This is a genomic window from Candidatus Binataceae bacterium, assembly GCA_035294265.1.
Classification (GTDB): domain Bacteria; phylum Desulfobacterota; class Binatia; order Binatales; family Binataceae; genus DATGLK01.
Window position 1 is genome coordinate 29,940 of record DATGLK010000091.1, and the last position, 18,794, is coordinate 48,733.

The following is an 18,794-nucleotide window of genomic DNA, read 5'->3' on the forward strand; positions in this document are numbered from 1 at the left end:
CGAGCAAGCGATGCCCAAGATAACCATCGACGGTAAGCAACTGGAAGTTCCTGCCGGAATCAATTTGATCACGGCGGCCGAGCTGGCCGGAGTGGAGATTCCCCACTATTGCTACCATCCCGCGCTCACTGTGGTGGGTAACTGCCGGATGTGCCTGGTCGAGGTGGAGAAGGCACCCAAGCTACAGATTGCCTGCAACACCACGGTGGCCGAAGGAATGGTAGTCAATACTGCCAACACGCGGGTCAAGACCGCGCAGCAGGCGGTGTTGGAGTTTTTGCTCATCAACCACCCGATCGATTGTCCGGTCTGCGATCAGGCGGGCGAGTGCAAGCTGCAAGACTACTATATGGATTTCGATCGGGCGGAATCGCGCTTTCCGCTGGGCAAGAAGGTGCACAAGGGTAAGGCAATCGATATCGGCGCGGGCGTCATGCTTGACCAGGAGCGTTGCGTGCTGTGCGCGCGCTGCACTCGGTTTCTGGACGAGGTGACCCACACCAGCGAGCTGGCCTTTTTTGAGCGCGGCGATCACAATCGGATCGATATTTACCCAGGCCGCCCGCTGGACAACAAGTACGCCGGCAACATTGTGGATATTTGTCCGGTGGGTGCGCTCACCGAGAAGCATTTCCGCTTTCAGGCGCGAGTCTGGTATCTGCACCGCACGGCTTCGGTGTGCGCCGGCTGCGAACGCGGTTGCGCAATCGATATCTACCATCGCAACGGCAAAATCTATCGCTTCAAGCCGCGTCACAATCCCTTGGTCAACGGCTATTGGATGTGTGACGAAGGGCGGGTCAGTTTCGAGCGTCTGCAAACCGAAAGCCGTTTGAGCCGCCCGTTATATCAGGCGGGCGAGAGGCTGGTGGCCGAAGACTTTACCGGCGCCATTGAGCGCGCGGCACACGCCTTGCGCCAGGTAGGCGAGGCTCACGGCGCCGGGGCGATTGGATTGGTGGTCGGTGCCCAATCTACCAACGAAGAAGCCTTCGCGCTCAAGCGCTTCATGCGCGACGTAATTGGCTCGCAGCAGTTCGCGGCGCTCAGTGTCAGTCCCGCCGGGGCCAGCGGCGATGACGAGCTGTTACTCCGAGCCAACAAGAACCCCAACTCCCGCGGGTTGGCGGCGTTGGACTTCAAGGAGTTGGGCTCGCTGACCACCGCGGCCGCTTCCGGTCAGCTTAAGGCGCTGGTGGTATTGCGCGCGGACCTGGTGGGCGCGCTAGGCGAAACCACCTTTTTGCGCGATTTCGGCGGGCTGGACTATATGCTGGTGCTCGACACCGACCTCAGCCCGACCGCACAGATGGCCAACCAGGTTTGGCCCATCGCAACCTTTGCCGAGCTGGAGGGCAGCTTCACCAATTTTCAGGGCGTGGTGCAGCGCCTTCATCAGGCTATCGATCCTCCCGGCGGCGCGCGCCCCGCCTACGAGTACGTGAGCGCGTTAGGGCAGACGCTGGACGGCCAACAGCGCGCGCATACCGCGGCCGATCTTTTTGCCGAGATGGCCGCGGCCGAGCCGGCTTTCGCCGGTCTCAGCCTGGATAGCTTGGGCGAGCACGGGCGTCAGCTGGCTGGCGCGTAACCTCTTCGGCTGCATGATGGGTAAGCGCCCCTGGGAGTCCAGGTTGAGCGTTTCTTCGATATCCCGGTGCGACTTGAGCTTCTGAGCGAAGGCGGTATTGATGAGGGTCGTAATCATCGGGGGTGGCATCATCGGCGGCTCGATCGCATGGGCGCTGGCGCGTGCCGGTCTGCAAGCGACGATATTGGAGCGCGCTCGCGCCGGCCAGGAGGCCTCCTGGGCGGCGGCGGGGTTGCTGGCGCCGCAGGCAGAAGCCGAGGGGCCGGGTCCATTCCTGCATTTCTGCGTGGAAGCCAAGCGGGCGTTCGAGGAGATTCTGGAGCAACTTATCGCTGACAGCGGGATCGATCCGGAGTACGAGCCCACCAGCGGAGTGTTGTATGTAGCGCTCAACGAGGAGGAGCGGGCTGAGCTATCCCGGCGCGCCATCTGGCAACGGCAGGCGGGGTTGATGGTGGAAGAGCTCAGCGCACCGGCGGCGCGCGCGATCGTTCCCCAGCTTTCTCTTGCCACCTGCGCGGCGCTGTACTTCCGCCACGATTATCGCGCGGAAAACCGCAAGCTGACCCAGGCTTATCTGATGGCCGCCCTGCGCGCCGGAGCCCGTTTGCGCGAAGAGAGCGCGGTGGACAGGCTACTGATCCAGGCCGGTCAGGTACGCGGCGTCGTGCTCATCGATGGCAGCGAGATCGAAGCCGACGCGGTGGTCAACGCCGCCGGGGCCTGGGCCAGCCAAGTCAAGGGCGCCGAAGTCGACCGGGTCAATCTGTTTCCGATTCGCGGCCAGATCCTCTGCTTCGAAGCCTTGCCTACGACCCTGCCGGTGGGACTGTTTTCGCTGCGTGGCTACGTCGTGCCTCGGCGTGATGGTCGGCTGCTCGCCGGCTCGACGCGAGAACGCGCGGGTTTCAGCAAGTACGTAACAGTGGAGGGGATGGCGCGGATCGCGCGAGGAGTGCGCGATCTCCTGCCCGAGATGGCCGATCTACGCTTTAATCAGGCGTGGGCCGGGCTGCGTCCGGCCGCGGAAGATTTGCTGCCGGTGCTGGGGCCTTCTCCCAATCTTCCGGGCTTATACTACGCGGCCGGCCATTTTCGCAGCGGAGTGCTGCTTTCAGCGATCACCGGCCAGATTATTGCGGCATTGCTGTGCGGCTCTCGCCCACGCTTCGATATCGCGCCATTTTCTCCTGCTCGTTTTGCCAAACGAGGTTGAAATGAAAGCTTTAGGCCTGGTGCGCGATCTGATCTTTCGCTCTAAAATCGACGGCGCGGCCGAGGCTTGCGGGGTCGAGATCGGCTATGTCGCGGAGTTGGCGCGCCTAGCCGAGCGGTGCGCGCAGCTGTCACCGGCATTGATAATCGTAGATCTGTCGGACAAGTTGTTTGATGCGCGAGAGACGATGGCAGTAATCAGCACCGCCGCGCCTCAGGCGCAGGTGATAGGCTTCGCCTCGCATGTCGAGGTGAGCGTGTTCAAGGCCGCGCGCGAGGCCGGCTTCAACCGCGTGCTCTCGCGCCAGGAGTTTGTGGCCAAGCTCCCTGCTCTGCTTAACGGCGGCTAAAGCGCGGCAAGCACGCGAACGGGCGCGGCCGGTTCGATCGCCTGTTGCTTTAGCGCGGTCTTGATCTCATCGCGGCCGATGCGCGCTCCAGCCAGCAACGGCCACAGTACATGCTGCAGAAACAGGCGTGGACTGATTCCGGCGCCGGTGCTGGTCAAGCGTTCGCGATAATCTTCGATCAGACCATCGCCGGGCATCTTGAAGTTGGCGAGCACGTAGGCCAGATCGCTCACCGTGCCGGGGCGGTCCAGCGCCAGCTCCAAGTCTAGAACGGCGCGGTAAAAGCCGGCGTGGGCAGCCTCATCGCGGCCCAGGTTGAAGAAGATTGCTTCCAGCACGGGGTCGCACGACTGTCGAGCCAGTTCGCGCTGGGTCTTATAGGCCAGGAACGTGGCGGCTTCCTGCAACGCACCGTAACAGGCCATCTGGCGGGCCCGTGAAAAGGGCAATTGCCAATGGCCGGCAAATACTTTGTCCTCCAACGCGCTGAATTCAGCCTCCGAGCGCAGCCTCGAGCGAGTCAGATACTCACGTAGCGCCAGCGCATGCTTGGACTCCTCGCAGGCCCAGGTAGCTTGGAACCAAGCCATCCCGAACATCGAGCGGCACAGTTCCAGACCGTTGGAGCTGTAATCGGGAACATACATTTCCTCGGCGCAGAAGATCTCCAATCGATTCCCGATTTCGGCGGGAATTCGGGCCTGATCCAGTTGATTCCAAGGAATGTCGTCGAACACGCTCCAGCGTCGTTTCTTTTCGGCCACCTCCAGAAAATCGAGGTAGATACGGTAAACCTCGTCTCTATATACCGGCATGGATAACTACCTTTGGCGCATTTCCTCGGTGGCTGGCGCGGCTCGAGCCGGAATTACGCAGTTGCCCGGCGGGCATTAGCTCCGACCTCGCTACTACGCGCATGGCGCACCTCGCTGACGAAGCCGATTTTTTCCAGCAGACAGATCACCACATAGCCGCTGTCGGGTTGGCGCCAAGTTCGTCCGATCCGGGCCGAGGCTGGACGTTGGTGGTGATTGCGATGCCAGTTTTCGCCCTGAAAGAGGTGAACGAAAGTCAGCCAGGGCACATTGCGGCTGCGGTCTTCGCCGCGGGCAACGCCCGGCTGGCTGTGGCAAATGCTATTGACGAAACATTGGGCATGCAGAGTAAAAACCAGCCGAATCGCACCTAGCCAAAAAAAAGCGCAGAGCCCAAAATATAAACCGCCAAAGTAAGAAAGGGCGAGGATCAGGGGCTGGAGCGTTTGCCAAACACGATAGAAGGGGCGGTCGAGTTCGGGGCAAAAGCGGGTAACCGAAGGGGGAGCGCTCTGCCACAACCAACGCAGATGAGCCCACCAGAAACCGCGCCAGCTTGGGCTGGAGACATCCCGCTCGGTGTCGGAGTAGGCATGATGGGTCCGATGGCTGGCGACCCAGGTCAAGGGCGGCCCGGAGCCGTTGAAAACGGCGAAGAAGGTCAGCGCCACGCTTGCCACGGGGTGGATGCGCAAGGCGCGATGGGCCAAGCAGCGGTGATAGCACACCGTGGTGCCGATTCCCCCGATCCAAGCCAGCGCCAGGGTACCCAAGAGGATGCGCCAGCCCGGGAGCGGGAACATTATCAACCCGGCTACGGCAGTGAGGTGGATCAAGATGAACCAGGGTAGTACCGCGACGTCGTGGCGCGTGGTGCGCCACCAGGGCCATTCCCACCCTGGCCGCGGGTGTCGGAGCGGGGGCGAGTTTTCAGCGGCGGGGGCGGTCGCGAAACGGCTCATCTTTCACCCTACCTGGTGACCCATCAATTGCCAGAACGTTGCCACGATGGTGGGACAAAAGCACGCGGCCCAAAGCCGAGCCAACCGCGAAAATTTCACGAGGCCGGCGCGACGTGGAGGACTGTGAGCACAAAAGCAACCCCTACTACGCGCAGCTTAGCTGGTGATGGCACGCTGGTTGGCTCGATAAACCTAGCCAGTCTAGCCCGGAGAAGTCAGGCGTCTCACCCGCTGCGTTAAGTTGGCGCCTAGCTTATGGTGGCCGGCTGGCGTGCGCAAGGGGAGGGGGCGATCGGCGGACATCGTGCGCCAGTGTTCCGGGCAAGAACCAAAGCGGCAGAACTTCACGAAATGGTGGGCCGCGGCCGTCCTTTGCCGTTTTTGTGCGCCGGTTCGGGATCCAAGGTTATCTGCTGACCGTTGAGTTCGCTGTGGTTGAGGAGAGTGAACGCTACCATCACGTCGGCAGGTGCGGCCATCTCGACAAAACCGAAGCCGCGACACAAGCCGGTGTTGCGGTCGGTCACTGCCAGCGCTGCCACCACCTGGCCCGCACGCGCAAAGTGATCAGAGAGATCGCGGCTAGTGACCGAACTGGCAAGATTGCCTACATAAACTTTGGGCACTTGGTGACCTCACCCACGATATTATCACTATTTGACGCAAACCACCTATGTGCCGGATAGGGGACGGCAGGTCGCTCCGCAAGTGGGCGACAGGGATCCAGCGGTCGGATTTGTAGAAAAACCGTATCTTTGGTTAAACGAATGATATAAGCTAGCGACGTCAACGCTTGGATCGTTCCTTTCATAAAGACCTGGGAATTAGCCCAGGTTGGTCTGTTCGGAGCTACCCGGCCAAAACTCTCGGAGGGCAATCATGCCCAGCAAACTGTACGTCGGCAATCTGGCCTACTCGGTCACGGGCAGCGACTTGGAAGCGCTGTTTTCGCAAGTGGGAGAGGTGCAAAGCGCCACTGTAATCACGGACAAGTTTTCAGGTCAGTCCAAAGGCTTCGGTTTTGTCGAAATGGCCAGCGCCGGTGACGCAGCCACGGCGATCCAGCGGTTCAATGACACTGAACTCAAAGGACGGAACATCAAGGTGAATGAAGCCAAACCGCGCGAGGCTGGCTTTGGCGGCGGGGATCGCGGCCGTAGCGGCGGGGGCGGCGGTGGAGGCGGCGGCGCCGGCCGCGGCCGCAACCGCTGGTAGAGATAAAAAAGGCGGGCCTGTGCCCGCCTTTTTAGCCTGAGCGGGGCGTCAGTGCACCCGCTCAGGCATCAGTAATAGCAATCACACGACGAGGATTTTATGGAGAAACGGCGTCGCGAACAGCTTCGCAAGCAAAAGCAAACGGACAAGGAACAGCGCCGGGTTCAGCGGGCTGTCCAGCGCCAGGCCAGGCGCGAGGCCGGCGGCCTCGATGCCGACCTAGAAGGCATGGTTCCAGGGCCCCAGCCGGATCAAATCCTCCCAGACTAGTCTCCCGTCACTACTAGTGACGGGTGCCATGCCTCGTTGTTTGTGGTACAGGTGTGTTCGGCGGCCCGTGTCCCGACCCGGCAGCCGCAGTCAGCTTAAGAACCACCAGAAGATCAACCCGTTGCAGCCCAGATAGCCCAGCGGGAGCAGTATCCTGCTGATACGGCGGATGCGCAGCCCGCCCGCGTCCTGGTGGCGGTTGGCGACGTGCACACAGGTTAGCTCGACCGCAGTAAAAAAGACGAACACATAGCAGGTCAGGAAGAAGCCGTCGATTACGGTCAAATAAGGGACCTTGGGTAAGCTGAGCGTGATCGCGAAAGCAAACGCGATCACGGTCAGGATGGTCGTTACCGAAATCTGCACCTGGACCGCGAGATCGCGATGGTCGACCCAGAAGACCGTCCACGATAGCAGCACCATTAGCAGCAAGGGCAGAAACACCTTCCACACATAGAAACCATAGCGGCGCGCGACCGTGATATCGAAACGTACTTCCGCTATCTGAGCTCCCTTCAAAGGGACCATCCTGGTGTGAGCCTGGATGCTTTCGATATTCCATTCGGGTAGCGCTGAATACAGCTTCTGCTCGGCGGTAATCGAGGTCTGAGGGTCGTCGTCGTGAAAGACCACAATGGGTGCCTGGTCGATGAAGGGGTGCACGAACAGCGAGAGCGTCTGATGATCGAAAGGAAAACGACGCAGTCGGAATTCCGTGCTCAGGGCCGCGCTGTCGCGTTCGATGTAGGTCACAAGTCCGGTGGGCGTGACCTGCAACACGCTGTCATAAATCTGGTGAGGCTGAACGGAGTTGACGAACTCGAAGCGCGGCTGCCAGACCGAACCTTGAGCCAATAGGCGAACCTTTTCTCCCTGGTAGCGCGGTTTAAAGGCCAGCCGCTCGTCCTGCCATTGCGCAAACAAGTAGGCGATTAGCTTGAAAGTTCCGGCTACCTCATTGATGCTCGTGATATTCATCACGTGCATCGCGACTTCCACCGTAATAGGCCGGCCATCGGACCAGTCGGGAGGGCGCCGCAGGTCAACGGCAGAGGATTGAGCGAAAGCTCGCCCTTGGATTATCGCAAACCCCAACGCTATCAAAGCGATGGAGATCGGTCTGAGTTTTAACACCAGTCACCCGCGAGCCGGTTTGGGCGCCGTTAGCCACGCCTATCTGCAAACACGTCGGTAGCGCGCAGCATACAGGCAAATGAGGCGCAATCAAAGCTGCTCAAGCTTAAGCGGAGCATCCAGGACAATTTGCCCGATGAGTCGGATGACTGCGCCGAGCCTATTAGGCAGGCTATTTGCCTTCACCGCAATTCCGTAACGCGTCGCGCGTGCAAATTCGAAGCGAAATTGCCAGGGCCGCGAAGCCAGCAGTGGCGGACGGGGCACGAGCCCTCCCGCACCCCGTCCGGTCCGAAATCAAGTGTCCAAGGTGCCTTCGGCGAACACCTTGTCGTTGGGAATTGGAGCACTGATCAAGCCTTGTTGCAGGCAGTACTTGGCGTAGGTGTCGATCGTCCCCCGGTTGGCCTTGAAGCCGTACTTCCAAGGATCGCCCCACCGCTCGCGCTGTTCCTCGAAGCGCTCGCGCAAATAGACCACCGAGAAGCCGCCCCGTTCATTGAGGATATCGGTAAAGGCCAACTCCTTGGCTTGCTCGAAGGCGTTGTAGAGTTTGCGGGCCAGGTCGGGATGGGCACGATGGAGTTTGCGGCTCAGAACCATGATGTGCACCGGAGTGAACAAGCCGGTCTCGCGATAGAGCTTCTCGTCTTCCTCCATGTAGTTGGGCCACAACCGCTTGACCTTGGGATGGCTGAGCAGTTCACCCAGCATCTTGGTGTCAGAGATGTCGCTGATAATGGCATCGACGTCGCCGTCGAAGAGGACCTGGGACATGCTCTTCTTGGGATCGAGATCGAAAGAGATGTCGGTCTTGTTGTCATGGATTGGGAAGAACTTGGGCATCGCTGCCCGCCAGTGCAGCTTGCGATGATCCACCCCGTAACGCTCTTCGAGCAAGCCCTGGTTCCAAGTCGTAAGGCCAGTGGGGTAGGAGCGCGTGCCGATGCGCTTGCCTTCCAAATCTTTGGGTGATTTGACCACGTCAGAGCGCACGAACACGTACTGATAGCAGGGCTTGCGCTTGGAGAAGACCGGCAGGGCGGTGATCTCCCAGCCAGCATCGATGGCCGGGAGCAGGTAGCCGACGTTGAGGTCGACCAACCCAAAGTTGCCTTCGCGCAGGACCGGGTCGTCGTTGAACACCATTACATGGGCGGCGGGTACCGGCTTGAGCTTGACCCCCTCGATCTTCACGCGCCCTTCCAGCAGCGGCATCGTGATGTCGTAACGCATCATGGGAAATTCAAGTTCGAGATCTGCCATCGGCGTCTCCTTCTATGCGAGCCTATCGTCGCGCCGGTTACTTTAGCGCCGCCGCCCGCGTTGCGCTACCGCGAGTTCGCGCCCCCGGCGGGCTGCTCTGCGGAAAGCTATTCGCCGCCCAGATGATGCTTGAGAAATCGCTTCAACTCGTCTGCGCGCAGCGGCTTGGTTAGATAAACGTCGAATCCGGCTCGAGAGGCGCTCTGGCGGTCGTCCTCGCAGCCGTAGCCGGTGAGCGCGATCAGCTTGATTTCACGGCCCCAACTCTGCGCCCGTACCTGCTGAGCGACCTTGTAGCCATTGAAGCCCGGCATCGAGACGTCGATGATCGCGGCGGCGGGTTGAAAGCAGGAAATTTCCTGCACCGCGGTCGGTCCGTCGCGGGCGGTACGAACTTGGTAGCCGAACAGTTCGAGCAAAATCTTCAACGTTTCCCGACCGTCGGGGTCGTCGTCGGCCACGACCAGCTTTTTGCCCCTCAGGGCCATCGATCACCTCCACGATCAAAGACCTGCTGCGTTCCCCGACCAGGGGGCTGGTGGTTATGGAACTAATTTTCTTTTTCCCAACCGGTCTTGGGATGTCGCGCTGAGGTTGTCACGCGCTTATGCGACTAGGCTAAGGGGACAGCTGCGGTATGGCAAGCAACAAGATCGAGTTTAGACCGCGTCGGTCGATCGCGCTGTCGAGTTAGATCGTCGGGCGTTGCTTTGCAGCAGCATCCGCAGCCGCCGGCAACCGCGAAACCGCGCCAGCCGTTGTCGAAATTGACTGTAAAAGTCGGCGCCACGCTCGCGCAGCCCGGCACCACTTGGCTTCAATAGCTTAGTTCAGGCTTGGTAAAGCCGCCCTCGGGGCCCCGCCACCCTTGTGCATGCGCAGATAGCTGAAGAAAGCTGCGAGCGGGGGTTTGGAGGCCGGTGCCAGCGCGCCTACCGCTAGACACGCCTCGGCGCCGGGCGCCCGCAAAAGCTCATGGGATGCAAGCCGCTTATTCAAATTAACGGATGACAGTTGGGGCAGGGGCTCAGCCCCGCCTTTCGGGCGGCTGGTGCGCCGCAGAAAATAAGCCATTGGGCCGGCGTGCGCCGAGCGCAGGAAGGCTCGCAGTAAAGGCCCCGCTCCGGATCGCCCCACACTGCGCCGAGCAGCCGGTCGTTGGCAGAGAGGGTGAAACCTTCGTGGCGCAAAAGAGCGCGCTTGATTTCAAGGCCTCCCGCATAGCCGGTCAAGCTGCCGTTGCTGCCGATTACGCGATGGCAGGGCAGGAAGATGGCAATCGGATTGGTATGCATCGCGTTGCCGGCCGCGCGAGGGGCCGCGGGCGACCCGGCTTGCGCCGCGAGATCGCGATAGGTCAACGCGGTACCCACGGGCAGTCCTTGAATAATCGCCAGCGCCCGGCGGTTGAATTTGCCCGCTATCAGGCGCCAATCGATTGGGAACTGAAGCTCGCCGCTACCATCGAAGTAAGCGCTCAGGACGGCTTGCAGCCTTGCGATATGGGCGCTGGCGGGTTGCAAGTCGAAATACTCGGCCAAGCGCGCGCGTGCGCGCGCCAGCGCCGGGTCGAAACTGCGATGGTACAGGTACTGGAGCATTGCCAACCCCTGTTCACCGACTACGGCCAACATCGGTCCCACCGCCGTGCGCAGCTCGCCCAGCTCCGCCGGCACCCTGTGATAGGGGGGCGCCGAGGACTTAATCTTGGATTCATTCCAGGCCAGCGCTTGCGCCATTTAACTTACCGTCCTGAGCGTTGGGCTGTAGCGCAGTGCCATAAGGGTGACACGACTAGACGACGATATTGATGAGCTTGTTGGGCACATAGATCAGCTTGCGCGGTGGCTTGCCTTCAAGCTGGCGGACGACCGCCGCGCTGCTTAAAGCCAACTCGCGCACCTGCGCTTCGTCGCTATCGGCCGCCACTTGCAGTTTCTCGCGTACCTTGCCGTTGACCTGCACCACCACCGTGACCACCGCCTCGCGCGCCAAAGCTGGATCGAAGCGGGGCCAAGGCTGCCGATGAACCGATTCGGAGTGGCCCAGGGCTTGCCAGAATTCTTCGCAGACGTGGGGCGCCATCGGGGCCAACATCAGGATGTAGCTTTCGATCCCGAAGCGGCCGATTTCCTCGGGGGCCAGGCGGGCCAAATGATTAAGCTCGTCCATCAGGGCAGCCAGCGCGGTATTGAAACGTAGCCGCTCCAGGTGATCTGTAAGCGTGGCGATGGTTTGATGGATCTTGCGCTGAGTTGCCAGGGCGGGAGCGCCCTGCGGACAACCGGCCAGAACGTAGCGGCGCACCAAGTTCCAGACCCGGGTCAGAAAGCGAGCGGTCCCAACCACCCCCTCTTCATTCCAGTTGGTCGGCTCCTCGAAGGGCCCCATGAACAGCTCCCACAGCCGTAGCGCGTCGGCGCCATACTTTTCCACCATCGCGTCTGGGGTGACCACGTTGCCCCGGCTTTTCGACATCTTGTGGCCGTCGGCGGCCCAAATCATGCCCTGGTTGCGCAGCACCGGAAAAGGCTCGGTGAAGCTGATAAGGCCGGCGTCGTACATCACTTTGGTCCACATCCGGGCGTACAGCAGATGCATCACCGCATGCTCGGCGCCACCGATATAGAGATCGACCGGCAGCCAGTAATCGGCCGCCGCGCGCTCGAAAGGAGCCGATTTGTCATGAGGCGAAGCGAAGCGCAGAAAATACCATGAGGAGCAGGCAAAACCGTCCATAGTGTCGGTCTCGCGTTGGGCGGGACCGCCACAACTGGGACAGGTGGTATTGACGAACGAGGGCACATTGGCCAGCGGCGAGCGCCCCGTACCCGCAGGCTGATAATCCTGCAGATCGGGCAACAATACCGGGAGTTGATCCTCGGGCACTGGCACCAGCTCGCACTTCACACAATAAACCATCGGGATGGGGCATCCCCAATAGCGCTGGCGGGAGATCAGCCAGTCACGCATTCGGTAGCTGATCGTACGCCGGCCCAGGTTGTGTTCTTCGACGTAAGCGCACACCGCAGCCCGAGCTTCGGCGGTGGTTTTGCCGGTGAGGAAACCGGAATTGACCGTGATCCCGTATTCCGTGAAGGCGCGATCGGCTGGGGGCGGACTACCGTCGGCGGGAGCGGTCACCCGCGGAATCTGCAGGCCGAATTTTTGTGCGAACTCGAAATCGCGCTGATCCTCGCCTGGCGCCGCCATGATCGCGCCGGTTCCGTAGCCCATCAGGACGTAGTCGGCGATCCAAATGGGAATGTTCTGTCCGCTAAACGGATTGTGCGCATAGGCGCCCACGAATACTCCGGTCTTTTCCTTGACCGTGGACAGCCGCTCGATATCACTCTGGCGCTGGGCCTGGGCCTGATAGCTTTGCACCGCGGCGCGCTGCGACGTGCTGGTGATGCGCGCGACCAGCGGATGCTCGGGGGCCAAGACCATGAAGGAGACTCCAAAGACAGTATCGGGCCGGGTCGTGAAGAAGCGCACCTCGGCGGAATGGCCGACCACGGGGAAGGCGATTTCCGCCCCCTCCGAACGACCGATCCAGTTGCGTTGCATGATCTTGATCCGCTCGGGCCAATCGAGCCCTTCCAGATCGGCCAGCAGGCGGTCGGCGTAGGCAGTGATCTTGAAGTACCACTGCTCGAGCTCTTTCTTGGTGACTGGGGTTTCAGGATGGCGCCAGCAGCAGCCATCGATTACCTGCTCGTTGGCCAGAATGGACAAGCATTTCTCGCACCACCATTGGGCACCCACCGCGCGGTAGGCCAGGCCGCGGCGGTAAAGCAAAAGAAAAAACCACTGAGTCCACTTGTAGTAATCAGGCGAAGAGGAATTAATCTCGCGTGTCCAATCGTAGGCGCATCCCGTCAACTTTAACTGACGCTTGAAGTTGGCGGCGTAGCGGGGAACCGTCTGCTTGGGATGGAGATGCTTGAGCAGGGCGTCGTTTTCGGCGGGCAGCCCGAAGGCGTCCCAGCCCATCGAATGGAGCACATTGAAGCCGCTCATCCGCCGTTTGCGCCCAATTACGTCGCTGGGCACGTAGTTATGCAGATGACCCACGGACAAGCCCTCGCCGGAGGGATAGGGAAACATTTCCAATAGATAGAACTTGGGCCGGGTGCGGTCGGCAGGCGTTAGGTAGAGTTGCTCGCGCTCCCAGTGCTCCTGCCATTTGGCTTCGATTCGATGCGGCTCGTAGCGTTCGTCCATGAGTTTTGTGGCCCGTCCGCTCCCCCAGCGGGAATTCAGCCAAGTCTAGCGTGCGGTTGCGTTTGGACCAAACTTAAACCTGATGGTGATGGGGCTGCTTTTGCGCCAGGCGAGGCAAGCGCGCGCCATGAGGCTTCCTAGTTGAGCCGACGGCGAAGCTCTTCGAGCTGCTCCTGCAGCTCGCCGTTTTGGGGGACCAGGGCGAGTGCGCCCTCCAGTTCCCTGACCGCGCGCACAAGCTGTCCACTGGCAGCATAAATCCGTGCCAGGTTGATATAGGGGTAATGGCGCGGCTCGTAACGAGGAGCGTGCTTGGCCTGTTCCAGCCATGGGATCGCCTCTTCGCTGCGCCCCTGCTGCATCAGGTACACCCCGATGTCGTTGTAAGGGTTGCCGAAGGTGGGATCCAGCGCGATCGCTTGCCGGCATTGTGCGATCGCTTCCTCCAGCTCTCCCTGATAGCTCAATGCCCAACCCAGGTAAGTGTGGGCCTCGGCGGTCGGCGCTAGCGCCAACGAGCGACGATAAAGTTCAACTGCCTGCTCCAGCGCGCCCTGCTGTTGGGCGCGCAGCCCCTGGTTAACCAACGCAAGCGCGGTTTGGTAACGATCCCGTCCGCCTACCATGATGTCTTACTATTTCTCTTATATCGTTTGTTGTATCTTTCGTTGGCTACGTGCCCGCCGTATCCAGTCGTCGCTGCAGCGTGGCTATCTCGTTGGCCATCCGTGTCACGTGAGTTGCCGGCCAATAGATCTTGCCGCATTGCGGACATTGGGCGAAATGGGATTGGGTTTTGAAGACATAGGGAGGGACCAGTTCCTGAGCGGCGGTTGGCGGCAAATCCTCCAGCGGCTGGTTGCACTGAGAGCATCGACTCAGCGCGCCGGCGTACGGGTCGAAAGGATAACGGCGCAGGACCTCGAACAGTTGGTCGCGCAGCGCGTTTGCCTGAAGGTAGAGCACATCGGGGGCGGTGCGCAGCCGCTTGTCCCGGGTCAGAAGCGGGCGCTGCTCGGCGCGCGCCAGGCGTAAGGCAGCAGGGCCTGAGCGGGTGCGATGGTAGGAGACGTCGGCGCCCAGCAGCCGCAGCCATCGCGCCAAGCGGCCAACCATCCGATCGGCGGCAAATCGCGGCGTTTCATTCATTTGGGCGTCACCTCCGCGCTCACTCCGGCGCCGCCTCGGCGCCTTCCTTGCGCACGCCCATCAGGTACGCCTGGATGAAGGAGTCGATCTCGCCGTCGAGCACGGCATCGGTGTTGCCGATCTCCACTCCAGTACGATGGTCCTTGACCATCCGGTAGGGTTGCAGGACATAAGAGCGGATTTGGCTGCCCCAGGTAATATCCTTCTTCTCCTTGGAAAATTGATCCAGCTGCTCACGCTTTTTGCGCAGTTCGAGTTCGAACAGGCGGGCGCGCAATATTTTCATCGCCATGTTGCGATTCTTATGCTGCGAGCGTTCGTTTTGACAGGTCACCACGATCCCGGTAGGAAGATGGGTAAAACGCACCGCCGAATCGGTCTTATTGACGTGTTGGCCGCCGGCCCCGCTGGCCCGAAAGGTGTCGATGCGCAGGTCGGCTGGGTTGATCACCACCTCGACCTTGTCGTCGATCTCGGGATAGACGAAGACCGAAGCGAAGGAGGTATGTCGGCGGGCGTTGCCGTCGAATGGCGAAATCCGCACCAGTCGGTGAATCCCTGCCTCGGCTTTGAGGTAGCCATAGGCGTACTCGCCATCGACCGTGAAGGTGACGTTCTTCAGCCCGGCGCCCTCGTTGCCAGGCAAAAAATCCACGATCTCGGTATGGAAGCCATGGCGTGCGGCCCAGCGCAGATATAGACGCAACAGGATGGAGGCCCAGTCCTGGGCTTCTTCGCCGCCAGCGCCAGGATGGATTGAAACAATAGCGCTTAGGCGGTCGAATTCCCCGCTCAGCATCACCTTTAACTCTTGCCCCTCCAGACTCTCGCGCACCGCCGCTACCGCGCGCTCGGCTTCGCGTGCGGCCTCGCTGTCCTCGAGCCCCTCTTCTTCGGCCATGGTGAGAAACAGCCGGGCTTCTTCAATCAGATGGCGCAGCTTCTCTACCTCGGCAAGCTGGGCCCGAATCTGGTCTTGTTCGCGAAGGTTGCTTTGCGCCGTTTCGGGTTGGTTCCAAAACTCTGGCTGGCTGGCCTGGGCCGCCAGGGTGGCCTGACGGGCAGTTAGTTGAGCGGGGTCAAAGCCGCCTCCAGAGTTTACCGGCGCGCTCTTCGAGGTCGGTCAAGACTTGTTCGATTTCGTTCAAAGTCACAATAAATCCCTCACACTCTCTACTGAAATGATTCTGCCACAAACGCGGACCTGAATTAACTCGCCCTCCCAGGGGGCCCTCCTTAGCCAAAAAAGGTAGGTTGAGGTCAAAGGGCTCATCTTGCTAAATATTCAAGCTGTTTAGGACCAAAAGTTCGATCTGATTCTTTTTTCAAAACATTTTTCCTCCTCCGTGCAGTTATCAATGAAGGAGGAGAATCGGACTAGGCCAAAGCGCTGCTCGCCGGCCGCCTGACCGAAGCCCACTCTGTTCCAAAACCGTACAGCAAACCCGTGGCTTGAGATCTTTCCGCGCTGGTAAATAACTAGTTGCTTGTAATCAGGGCTGATTTCTGATCCGCCGGTGGGGCCGTTATGAAAGGACAGGTTTCCAATGGCACGAACTCTGGTGGGGATGATGGCGATGGGAACGGTGGCGCTGGCGCTGTGGTCGGTGCTGAGCAGACCAGCCGACCGCTTGCTCTTGAATTCGCAACTGGCGCAGGAGCTGGAGGCGTTGCGCCGTAAGGCGCTCTGCCGCCTGGTGAGATAAAGTCAGCCGGTGATCGGCTTTTCGGGTTCGCCCTTACATAGCGCGCATCCGCACAGAGCACGCAATTCGGGCAGGGTGTAGATGGTCTCGTGGCCATCAGCCCACCCCAGGAAGAGGCTGGCGTCACCCAGGCGTATCAGTTGACGCAAACGCCCGCCATTGGCACCGGGGGGGTCATGCTTGCCTTTGGCGCTGCATTCACGGCAGGGGCAATGGCGGCGCAAGTTGTTCCACGGATAGATACTGTCGTGGCCGTCGCTCCATTTAATTCCCGCAGCGTAATTCCCTACTTCGTGCAGCGCGGTGATTTTGAGCACCATTTGCCGTGCCGTCGTTGCCATCGAATCTAAGCTTAAACCTCGCTCTCGCTCGCCTCAAGCAGGCTTGCTGGTCTGAGCCGACATGGGCGCGAAGCACGGCAGGATCGCGGCCACTGAAGTCAATAAAAGCGCTTCTCCCCGGCGGGGCGTGTCTTCCAGCGTCGATGGATCCAGTTCCAATGGTCCGGATAGCGGCGGATCATAGCTTCCACCTCGGCGCTGAAGCGCTGGGTATAGTCGCGGATGGTTTGAAGCCGATCCGGCCCTGGTAAGACCTCGATTACCGGTCGAATCACGATCCGATGGCGCAGCGATTGGTCCTCGCGCACGATGAACACCGGTGCCACCGGAGCACCACTGACCAAGGCCAGGCGCGCTGGGGCGTCGGTGGTGCTGGCGAGGCAGCCGAAGAAATTAACGAACACCCCGCGCCGGACATCCAGATCGATCGGGATGACCACATGTTGGTTGCGTTGCAAGCGCAGTACGACGTCGCGACCAGCTCCCTTGCGCGCGATGATCTGGTTGCCGACGCGTGCCCGTTGTTCGGATACCAATCGGTCTATCAGGCGATTTCGCAGCGGCCGATAAACGATCGCTATCGGGTGGCCATTGAGGGCGTGCGCATGCGCCATCAGTTCCCAATTGCCGAAATGCGCGGTCACCAGGAGTCCGCCTCGGCCGGCCGAGAGCGCCTCGCCCGCGCGCCAGTTCTCCACTCCGTCGTAACTGACTAAATACTTGAGCTGGTCCGGACCCAGCTTGGGCAGATGGCACCATTCGGCCGCCATCCGGCCCCAATTGCGATACATCGCGGCCAAGATTTCCCGATGGCGCGCACGGTCGTAGTCGGGAAAAGCGATGGCCAGATTGCGCATCGCGATCGGGCGATTAAACCGGTCGGCGGCCGCGGCCAGTGTGCCTATCTTGGTTCCCAGCCAAACCGCGCGCGCCAAGGGCAGGCGTTGGAGGGTGGCGCGAGCGGCGGAAAACAAAATAAATTCGGCACGCGCCGCAACTCCGCTAGTTTGTCGTGCCATTAAACCGCCTGCCCACCCCGGCCCACAGCAACGGATTGGAAGCGCGCTGGGCAGGTGTCAAAGTAACCGGGGACAATACGCAAAATCACACCCCGGTCGGCGGCGTAAGGTCACCGTGTTCCAAACATGCCGCTGACCGCATCGAGCATCCCGCCTGCCTTGCGATTTTCGCCGGCGCTGGCCGCCAGCGGCGCCGCCGCCGCCGCCGCCATTGGCGAAGAGGGGGAAGCATTGCTGGCGCCAGGTGGCGGCGGATTGATCTCCTCGGTGTTGAGTGGCGTGGGAGAATAGGGTGGAGGTGCGCCGGCTGCCGGGCCCGCCGCGCCTGAGCCTGTGGGGGCACCCAATTCGGCGCTGGGCGGTACAGTCAAGCCAAAGCTAGGCTTGTAGAGTTCCTGGACCTGATCCATCGGCATGTCGTGCAGTTCGCGCCGTCCCAGCGATTGCAGGTATTTCTGGCGCTCATCCAGCGAGAGTTCGCGCAAATCCTCCCGATCGCGAATCACGTGAGGCGTCAGAAATAGCAGCAGATTGGTCTTCTGTCCGGTGCGGTCGGTGCTGGTGAATAGGTTGCCCAGGACTGGAATATCGGAGAGATACGGGACGCCTGATTTGGTCAGGTCGACCTCGTCAGATAGCAACCCGCCCACGACCGTGGTGCGATGGTTCTGCACTAACACGGTCGTCGAGGCGGAGCGGATGGTTGTGGTTGGGCCCAGTGGATTGGTGGAGGAGTTAAGCGTGCTTGCAATGACCGCGGAGACCTCCTCGTAAACATCCATCTTGATGTAACCGCCCTCGGTTATCTGGGGAACGATATCCAGGGTGATGCCCACGTTCTGGCGGTTGACCGAATTGAAGATCTGTCCAGACAAGGCTGAAGTCGCGCTGGCCCCGGAGAGGAAGGGCAGGTTTTCACCGACCACGATGGTGGCCTCTTCGTTATCGGTGGTGAGTAAGGTGGGGGCCGACAGGATGTTGGAATGAGTGTCGTTCTCGATAGCCGTGATCAGGGCTACGTCGCAAGGCACGCTGATCGAGGTGGGAATGCCGCTAAGGCCATTGAATCCTGACAGACCGCCAAGACCACCCAGGCCGCCTAGCCCGCCTAGCCCGCTGCTGGCGGCAGCCAAGGCGGTAGAGATGGTGCACATGCTGCCAGAGGCCAAGCCGAAGTTGAGTCCGGTCAGGCCCAAGGGATTGGTCAGGCTGGTGGCCAAGTTGCCGAAATTAAAATTGGCCACGCCCAGGGCGCTGCCGATGCCAGCGCCGCCCTGGAAGCTGATGCCCAATTGGCGCTCACGATTGCTGCTGACTTCAGCCACCACCGCCTGCACGAAGACCTGGCGGCGGGGAATATCCAATTCGTAGATGATTTGACGCAAAGTGGCGTAATCCTGCGGCATCGCGCTTATTACCAGCGAATTGGTCGCAGGGTCGGCAGTGACGTGGACCGGCAACTCGAATTCGGTGCCTGGGCCACCATTGGTGGAAGCGGCAGCGGGGGTATTGGCGCTGCTGCTGCGATTGCCCC

Annotated in this window: 18 protein-coding genes and 1 pseudogene; 5 read left to right on the forward strand and 14 right to left on the reverse strand. The window is 60.8% G+C overall.

Features of this window, described 5'->3' with window-relative positions; genetic code table 11:
* The first annotated feature begins 10 nt into the window (after window positions 1-10).
* The 3 genes from VKV28_14130 (at window position 11) to VKV28_14140 (ending at window position 3,156) form a co-directional block, all read left to right on the forward strand.
* Window positions 11-1,591: a 2Fe-2S iron-sulfur cluster-binding protein gene (locus VKV28_14130; GenBank protein HLH77937.1), complete on the forward strand. Its 1,581-nt coding sequence runs from the start codon at window positions 11-13 to the stop codon at window positions 1,589-1,591.
* A gap of 100 nt (window positions 1,592-1,691) precedes the next feature.
* On the forward strand, window positions 1,692-2,807 hold the full coding sequence (gene thiO / locus VKV28_14135; protein HLH77938.1) for a glycine oxidase ThiO: 1,116 nt from the start codon (window positions 1,692-1,694) through the stop codon (window positions 2,805-2,807).
* A gap of 1 nt (window position 2,808) precedes the next feature.
* On the forward strand, window positions 2,809-3,156 hold the full coding sequence (locus VKV28_14140; GenBank protein HLH77939.1) for a hypothetical protein: 348 nt from the start codon (window positions 2,809-2,811) through the stop codon (window positions 3,154-3,156).
* Here VKV28_14140 and VKV28_14145 read toward each other — a convergent pair.
* The 3 genes from VKV28_14145 to VKV28_14155 all read right to left on the reverse strand — a co-directional run bounded on the left by VKV28_14145 (window position 3,153) and on the right by VKV28_14155 (window position 5,559).
* Window positions 3,153-3,971 carry an acyl-ACP desaturase gene (locus VKV28_14145; GenBank protein HLH77940.1) on the reverse strand — a complete coding sequence of 273 codons (819 nt, stop codon included), beginning with the start codon at window positions 3,969-3,971 and terminating at the stop codon, window positions 3,153-3,155. The two genes, VKV28_14140 and VKV28_14145, sit on opposite strands and share 4 nt — an antisense overlap.
* 53 nt (window positions 3,972-4,024) lie before the next feature.
* Complete coding sequence (locus VKV28_14150) at window positions 4,025-4,933, reverse strand: fatty acid desaturase (protein ID HLH77941.1); 909 nt, start codon at window positions 4,931-4,933, stop codon at window positions 4,025-4,027.
* A gap of 344 nt (window positions 4,934-5,277) precedes the next feature.
* Window positions 5,278-5,559 carry a hypothetical protein gene (locus tag VKV28_14155; GenBank protein ID HLH77942.1) on the reverse strand — a complete coding sequence of 94 codons (282 nt, stop codon included), beginning with the start codon at window positions 5,557-5,559 and terminating at the stop codon, window positions 5,278-5,280.
* 253 nt (window positions 5,560-5,812) lie between these two features.
* Here VKV28_14155 and VKV28_14160 point away from each other — a divergent pair, with 253 nt between their 5' ends.
* The gene (locus tag VKV28_14160; GenBank protein HLH77943.1) at window positions 5,813-6,148 is read left to right on the forward strand and encodes an RNA-binding protein; all 336 of its coding nucleotides are present in this window, start codon (window positions 5,813-5,815) and stop codon (window positions 6,146-6,148) included.
* 360 nt (window positions 6,149-6,508) lie between these two features.
* Here VKV28_14160 and VKV28_14165 read toward each other — a convergent pair whose 3' ends face one another.
* From VKV28_14165 to prfB, 8 genes and pseudogenes are all read right to left on the reverse strand, one after another.
* Complete coding sequence (locus VKV28_14165; protein ID HLH77944.1) at window positions 6,509-7,552, reverse strand: hypothetical protein; 1,044 nt, start codon at window positions 7,550-7,552, stop codon at window positions 6,509-6,511.
* A 297-nt stretch (window positions 7,553-7,849) separates the two neighbouring features.
* The gene (locus VKV28_14170) at window positions 7,850-8,818 is read right to left on the reverse strand and encodes a hypothetical protein (GenBank protein HLH77945.1); all 969 of its coding nucleotides are present in this window, start codon (window positions 8,816-8,818) and stop codon (window positions 7,850-7,852) included.
* Window positions 8,819-8,925: 107 nt separating this feature from the next.
* Complete coding sequence (locus tag VKV28_14175; GenBank protein ID HLH77946.1) at window positions 8,926-9,306, reverse strand: response regulator; 381 nt, start codon at window positions 9,304-9,306, stop codon at window positions 8,926-8,928.
* A gap of 507 nt (window positions 9,307-9,813) precedes the next feature.
* Complete coding sequence (locus VKV28_14180) at window positions 9,814-10,557, reverse strand: methylated-DNA--[protein]-cysteine S-methyltransferase (protein HLH77947.1); 744 nt, start codon at window positions 10,555-10,557, stop codon at window positions 9,814-9,816.
* A gap of 55 nt (window positions 10,558-10,612) precedes the next feature.
* Window positions 10,613-13,045, reverse strand: a complete 2,433-nt coding sequence (gene leuS / locus VKV28_14185) for a leucine--tRNA ligase (GenBank protein HLH77948.1) — start codon at window positions 13,043-13,045, stop codon at window positions 10,613-10,615.
* Window positions 13,046-13,182: 137 nt separating this feature from the next.
* Window positions 13,183-13,671 carry a tetratricopeptide repeat protein gene (locus tag VKV28_14190; GenBank protein ID HLH77949.1) on the reverse strand — a complete coding sequence of 163 codons (489 nt, stop codon included), beginning with the start codon at window positions 13,669-13,671 and terminating at the stop codon, window positions 13,183-13,185.
* A 46-nt stretch (window positions 13,672-13,717) separates the two neighbouring features.
* Window positions 13,718-14,194: a Mut7-C RNAse domain-containing protein gene (locus VKV28_14195; protein HLH77950.1), complete on the reverse strand. Its 477-nt coding sequence runs from the start codon at window positions 14,192-14,194 to the stop codon at window positions 13,718-13,720.
* 19 nt (window positions 14,195-14,213) lie between these two features.
* Window positions 14,214-15,266, reverse strand: a pseudogene (prfB, locus tag VKV28_14200) (peptide chain release factor 2).
* Window positions 15,267-15,741: 475 nt separating this feature from the next.
* On the opposite strand from prfB, the gene VKV28_14205 reads away from it, so the two are divergent.
* On the forward strand, window positions 15,742-15,900 hold the full coding sequence (locus VKV28_14205; GenBank protein HLH77951.1) for a hypothetical protein: 159 nt from the start codon (window positions 15,742-15,744) through the stop codon (window positions 15,898-15,900).
* 2 nt (window positions 15,901-15,902) lie between these two features.
* Here VKV28_14205 and VKV28_14210 read toward each other — a convergent pair whose 3' ends face one another.
* The 3 genes from VKV28_14210 to VKV28_14220 all read right to left on the reverse strand — a co-directional run.
* On the reverse strand, window positions 15,903-16,241 hold the full coding sequence (locus tag VKV28_14210; protein ID HLH77952.1) for a gamma-butyrobetaine hydroxylase-like domain-containing protein: 339 nt from the start codon (window positions 16,239-16,241) through the stop codon (window positions 15,903-15,905).
* Between the two features lie 98 nt (window positions 16,242-16,339).
* Window positions 16,340-17,260: a lysophospholipid acyltransferase family protein gene (locus tag VKV28_14215; protein ID HLH77953.1), complete on the reverse strand. Its 921-nt coding sequence runs from the start codon at window positions 17,258-17,260 to the stop codon at window positions 16,340-16,342.
* A gap of 110 nt (window positions 17,261-17,370) precedes the next feature.
* On the reverse strand, window positions 17,371-18,794 hold a 1,424-nt coding region (locus VKV28_14220), incomplete at its 5' end, for a secretin N-terminal domain-containing protein (protein HLH77954.1).

What these genes read in the sequence shown, in the direction of transcription:
- VKV28_14180 (HLH77947.1), bottom strand. Translation starts at nt 10,557, where the DNA reads ATGGCGCAAGCGCTGGCCTGGAATGAATCCAAGATTAAGTCCTCGGCG.
- VKV28_14190 (HLH77949.1), bottom strand. Translation starts at nt 13,671, where the DNA reads ATGGTAGGCGGACGGGATCGTTACCAAACCGCGCTTGCGTTGGTTAAC.
- VKV28_14195 (HLH77950.1), bottom strand. Translation starts at nt 14,194, where the DNA reads ATGAATGAAACGCCGCGATTTGCCGCCGATCGGATGGTTGGCCGCTTG.
- VKV28_14175 (HLH77946.1), bottom strand. Translation starts at nt 9,306, where the DNA reads ATGGCCCTGAGGGGCAAAAAGCTGGTCGTGGCCGACGACGACCCCGAC.
- VKV28_14130 (HLH77937.1), top strand. Translation starts at nt 11, where the DNA reads ATGCCCAAGATAACCATCGACGGTAAGCAACTGGAAGTTCCTGCCGGA.
- VKV28_14140 (HLH77939.1), top strand. Translation starts at nt 2,809, where the DNA reads ATGAAAGCTTTAGGCCTGGTGCGCGATCTGATCTTTCGCTCTAAAATC.
- thiO (HLH77938.1), top strand. Translation starts at nt 1,692, where the DNA reads ATGAGGGTCGTAATCATCGGGGGTGGCATCATCGGCGGCTCGATCGCA.
- leuS (HLH77948.1), bottom strand. Translation starts at nt 13,045, where the DNA reads ATGGACGAACGCTACGAGCCGCATCGAATCGAAGCCAAATGGCAGGAG.
- VKV28_14150 (HLH77941.1), bottom strand. Translation starts at nt 4,933, where the DNA reads ATGAGCCGTTTCGCGACCGCCCCCGCCGCTGAAAACTCGCCCCCGCTC.
- VKV28_14145 (HLH77940.1), bottom strand. Translation starts at nt 3,971, where the DNA reads ATGCCGGTATATAGAGACGAGGTTTACCGTATCTACCTCGATTTTCTG.
- VKV28_14215 (HLH77953.1), bottom strand. Translation starts at nt 17,260, where the DNA reads ATGGCACGACAAACTAGCGGAGTTGCGGCGCGTGCCGAATTTATTTTG.
- VKV28_14160 (HLH77943.1), top strand. Translation starts at nt 5,813, where the DNA reads ATGCCCAGCAAACTGTACGTCGGCAATCTGGCCTACTCGGTCACGGGC.
- VKV28_14170 (HLH77945.1), bottom strand. Translation starts at nt 8,818, where the DNA reads ATGGCAGATCTCGAACTTGAATTTCCCATGATGCGTTACGACATCACG.
- VKV28_14205 (HLH77951.1), top strand. Translation starts at nt 15,742, where the DNA reads ATGGCACGAACTCTGGTGGGGATGATGGCGATGGGAACGGTGGCGCTG.
- VKV28_14210 (HLH77952.1), bottom strand. Translation starts at nt 16,241, where the DNA reads ATGGCAACGACGGCACGGCAAATGGTGCTCAAAATCACCGCGCTGCAC.